Below are 3,909 nucleotides of genomic sequence, written 5' to 3' on the forward strand. Positions count from 1 at the left end.
AGTTCATAGTCCGTGAGAATTTCTTTTAATACTTCATAGTCTGAAGAGTTTTTTTTACTTGTTCAATTAAACTGGATGGTAACAGCTCTCGAAGCAAGGGCAACCAATAATTAAATGTATCATTTGCTGTGGATTCACTCACACCAAACTGGATGCCCAAAAGCTGAAAGGTTGTCATATGCCTCAGATAGACCAATGTTAAAATTATTTGTTCGGGGAATAGATAGTTTTGGTTTACGACCTCCACCACCAGCAATTATTCTAATTTTCTTGGATTCTAACAAAGCTTGTTTTTCCTGGTGTAATGTTTCCGCATTTTGGATTAACTGTTCTAACTGTTCATACTCCAAACCAATTAACCGCTTTGTTTCTTTAGGATTTTCCTCAATGTGATTCAGTATGTTGCTCATATTTTTGTGTCAAAAACTTATCCTCATCTTCTTTTACCACATAATATTACTATTTTGGAGATATCTAATGCAACTGAGCCAAAATTAAATGCAACTAACCTGCAATCATCGGTTTGAGCCAGGATTATCTGCAACTATAAAAGTCAAAAAAACGGAGGTTTTCTTAACTGCTTTACTCATAAAGCTTAGAGAACATTAACCCGTTGGTTTTCCAGTAAAAAAACTCGGTAAAGAATTCAAAGTTAATTTATCAAATTCTGACATGAGTTTTTTGACCAGCCCTTGTCAAGGAGTGAAGACTCAACCGTAGTAAACTTTTGAGCTTATTTGCAAATAATCCTGGTCGAAACGGATGATTGCAGGCTGGTTGCAAATAATCCTGGCTCAGTTGCAGTTAATCCTGGCTGAAGCGTAATTAGAGTTGCAAATAATCCTGGCTGAAAACAACGATGATTGCAGGTCGAGGCATTTATAATTGCAGGCTCTTACAATTATCCTTCTAACAAGGCAAAAGGAAAGGAATGGACATGACGGAACAGAACAGGGAATCCAATACGGCGGGATCGAACTCAAAAGGCTGGGTGCTGGTGACGGGCTCGACGAGCGGGATCGGATGCCAGACGGCAACTGCCCTTGCGCGCACAGGCTACTCGGTGATCGTCCACGGTCGTGATGCCCATCGCGCGGCAGAAGTGGTCGATGAAATACGACGGCTGGGTGGGCGAGCGGAGCACCTGCTTGCCGACCTCGCCGACCCAACCGCCGGGTGGGATCTGGCTGCCCGCAGCCTGGAGGTGGCGGACGGCATCATCGATGTCCTCATTAACAATGCAGGCGGGGGAGCTCCCTCGCCGACGGACGAAGTGACGAACGACCAATTCGACTGGTCTTTCAACGTCCACGTGCGAGCACTGATCGCCCTGGTCGCCACCCTCGTTCCGCCGATGGCCGAGCGGGGCCACAGTGTCGTGATCAATGTCAGCGGCATCGCTTCGGTTATGGCCTCTGCTGGATACAGCCTCTTCCAGTCCTCGAAGACCGCTCTGGCGAAAAGACTGTTCTTGGTTGAGGGCATTCAGGGCAATCCGCCGCAGGAGGTCCAGATTCTGTGGGCATGGCGTGAGCGAACCCGGCAGGCATCTTCGGCAAAGGTGACATCTAACGTCCAGCAGACGGTTTTCAATCCCCCAATGCTATCGATAAATGCGGTAAATCTGTATTAACTCAACAGGAGCAATTTCATGATGCAATCTTTCTGGCTTTTTGGGTCTTGCCTCACCATCCTTGCCGATCACACCATGACCGGAGGACAGTACGATCTCATCGAAGGTTACTTTCCACCTGGCACACAGACTCCTCTTCATCGCCACACTCGCTATTGGGAGCAGCTATACGTGCTGGAAGGAGAGTTCACGATCTGGGCAGGTGAGCAAAAGGTCGTGCTAACTACAGGTGAAAGCTTCCTGATTCCGGTTGGCACACCCCACGTTGTTGCTGCGATCGGAGATCAACCCGCTTGTGGATTGGTGATTGCTGCGCCCAGTGCTTTTGCTCGGTTGATTGCCGCAACGGGGACGCAGGATAAGGCAGAAACACCAAACATGGTGCTGTTTGATCGCATTTCTGCCGAGATCGGCGACGAGATTTTGGGGCCGCCCGGAACCTTGCCCTTTGCTGCTACAAAAATGTAGTAAATCCATTGCAGACACTAAAGGAGAAACCTTCAATAGACCTCTTGCAAAAGTCGATCAGGCAAATTCGGTTTGGGGGAGATGAAGCTCGTAATTGTAGAGAGTAGCAATCAGATTAAACCTCAAACTAAATCTTTTAAGGGCGATTTCTATAAGTAAGGGACAAAATTTTAAATATCTTCAGTTTCCGATGTACATGCTCACCTAAAACTCTGATTTTAGCTAATTCTTGATTACTCTTTTTATCTTCAGAAGTTAACTTACTTCCTCTGGGTTTTTTCTTGGGAATCCGACTATTGCAATGTAAACTCCGCTTTCAAATCGAGTTTAACTTCCGTGATGCCAAGCAATTTTGGGGATTGGAAGACTTTATGAACCTCAATCAAACTGCGGTGACTAATGCTGCGAATCTAGCATTCTTTATGGTCAACTTATCCCATCATCTTCTATCTGATTTTCGTCTCCTTAATCCTGACTCCGGCATTATTGATCTTAAAGCTCACTATCGTGGTTTTCGATATGTCCGTGAAATCTTAAAAATGCTTCCGGAAATGCCTGAGCCTATTTTATTAACTCAGATTTTTGCCAAGCTTACTTCTTTAGGTCGTATTCATCCCGTTTCTACAGGCGTTGAACCCTCGTAAATTGGCAGAGGTATTGATCTATATAAAGTGTATTGAGTTCCGATGCTTGACTTCTTTCAGATTCTTACGACACTTTATTAGATTCTTATGAACTTAGCGAACCTGCCTTGGAGTCATTCCAGTGATTCGCTTAAACTGTTGGGTCAGATGGCTTTGACTAGAGAAACCGACTTGTAAAGCGATATCTGCGATCGCTAAATCTGTTTTCTTCAGCATCAATTTCGCCTGTTTCACTCGCTGTTGAATCACATACTGATGTGGTGAAATTCCCATTGCTTGTTTGAACAAACTGGCAAAGTAAGTTGGGCTAATATTGATGACGCTTGCCAGCTCAGCCAGTGACAAATCTCGATTCAGGTAAGTGTGAATATAATCGATCGCTTGCTGCAACTGGGCGTGAGTTAAACTTCTGTTTTCAGGTGTGATGATGTGTGCCGACTTAGCATAATGTCGCAACAGATGAACGACTAACACATTCGTCAGTGATTCGACATACAATCGCCCGATCATGCCACCCGATCGCACCTCAGTTAAAAGCAGCATGGCAATATGCTGAAGATTTAAGTCCTGTTGACCCAGATGGTTCATGAGGTTGAGCCGCGCTGTATCGATTTCAGACGCTTGGGCAACTTGCCTGACCAGATTCGGCTGTAAGTGAATATTGAGGTCTGTTTGTGGCTTACTTCCTAGACAACGCCAGTAGATTGGCTCTCCAGCCGGAACCAAGAGACTATCCCCTTTTCGGAAGATTGATTCATGCCAGCGATCGTCAGATTTCTGGCTCAGAGAAATAGGATGCCCCAGAGGTAAGATCAGCCAATGATCGGATAAAGCAGGAACTTCTTTTTCGCCCTGAATTAGAGAAAAGTGATGCTGCTCAACCAAGATGCCATTCCAGCCCATCTGCCGACTCGACGACACTATAGTTCTATTCAACCTTTGGCTGAGTTCGAGCGATCTAAGAAGATTGCTTGTCATAGGACTTGCCTTCACCTACTCATTTACAGCTTGAAAAATAAACGCTTTCTTATCTTCTTAGCCTCTAACATGAGTTCATCTTAGACTTAATCCTCTGCTGCATGAATACACAGACTTTGCAGATGATTGCCTAACGGGACTTAAACAAAACAAAAGGCGAAAATAGATTATAATGCTTTACCAGCA

5 protein-coding genes and 2 pseudogenes are annotated in these 3,909 nt (G+C 45.0%); 3 read left to right on the plus strand and 4 right to left on the minus strand.

Annotated elements, in window-relative coordinates; translation table 11 throughout:
• Positions 1-25: 25 nt before the first annotated feature.
• On the minus strand, positions 26-178 hold the full coding sequence (locus tag RMY63_RS41245) for a transposase family protein (RefSeq protein ID WP_322734201.1): 153 nt from the start codon (positions 176-178) through the stop codon (positions 26-28).
• Positions 135-410, minus strand: a complete 276-nt coding sequence (locus RMY63_RS41250) for a hypothetical protein (protein WP_322734202.1) — start codon at positions 408-410, stop codon at positions 135-137. The genes RMY63_RS41245 and RMY63_RS41250 overlap by 44 nt, the downstream gene beginning before the upstream one ends.
• Before the next feature lie 527 nt (positions 411-937).
• Here RMY63_RS41250 and RMY63_RS41255 point away from each other — a divergent pair.
• A complete protein-coding gene (locus tag RMY63_RS41255; protein ID WP_322734203.1) occupies positions 938-1,633 on the plus strand; it encodes an SDR family oxidoreductase in 696 nt (231 codons plus the stop codon).
• Positions 1,634-1,708: 75 nt separating this feature from the next.
• On the plus strand, positions 1,709-2,101 hold the full coding sequence (locus RMY63_RS41260; RefSeq protein WP_322734205.1) for a cupin domain-containing protein: 393 nt from the start codon (positions 1,709-1,711) through the stop codon (positions 2,099-2,101).
• Between the two features lie 57 nt (positions 2,102-2,158).
• On the opposite strand, the pseudogene RMY63_RS41265 reads toward RMY63_RS41260, so the two are convergent.
• Positions 2,159-2,387: pseudogene (locus RMY63_RS41265) on the minus strand (transposase family protein); the annotation flags it as partial.
• A gap of 19 nt (positions 2,388-2,406) precedes the next feature.
• On the opposite strand from RMY63_RS41265, the pseudogene RMY63_RS41270 reads away from it, so the two are divergent.
• Positions 2,407-2,745: pseudogene (locus RMY63_RS41270) on the plus strand (IS4 family transposase); the annotation flags it as partial.
• Positions 2,746-2,838: 93 nt separating this feature from the next.
• Here the strand turns inward: RMY63_RS41270 and RMY63_RS41275 are convergent.
• A complete protein-coding gene (locus tag RMY63_RS41275) occupies positions 2,839-3,723 on the minus strand; it encodes an AraC family transcriptional regulator (protein ID WP_322734204.1) in 885 nt (294 codons plus the stop codon).
• Positions 3,724-3,909: the final 186 nt, after the last annotated feature.

The organism is Nostoc sp. ChiQUE01b, from assembly GCF_034531255.1.
Classification (GTDB): domain Bacteria; phylum Cyanobacteriota; class Cyanobacteriia; order Cyanobacteriales; family Nostocaceae; genus Nostoc.

Coding starts and splice junctions, on each gene's coding strand:
- RMY63_RS41260 (WP_322734205.1), top strand. CDS start 1,709: ATGACCGGAGGACAGTACGATCTCATCGAAGGTTACTTTCCACCTGGC.
- RMY63_RS41255 (WP_322734203.1), top strand. CDS start 938: ATGACGGAACAGAACAGGGAATCCAATACGGCGGGATCGAACTCAAAA.
- RMY63_RS41245 (WP_322734201.1), bottom strand. CDS start 178: ATGACAACCTTTCAGCTTTTGGGCATCCAGTTTGGTGTGAGTGAATCC.
- RMY63_RS41275 (WP_322734204.1), bottom strand. CDS start 3,723: ATGACAAGCAATCTTCTTAGATCGCTCGAACTCAGCCAAAGGTTGAAT.
- RMY63_RS41250 (WP_322734202.1), bottom strand. CDS start 410: ATGAGCAACATACTGAATCACATTGAGGAAAATCCTAAAGAAACAAAG.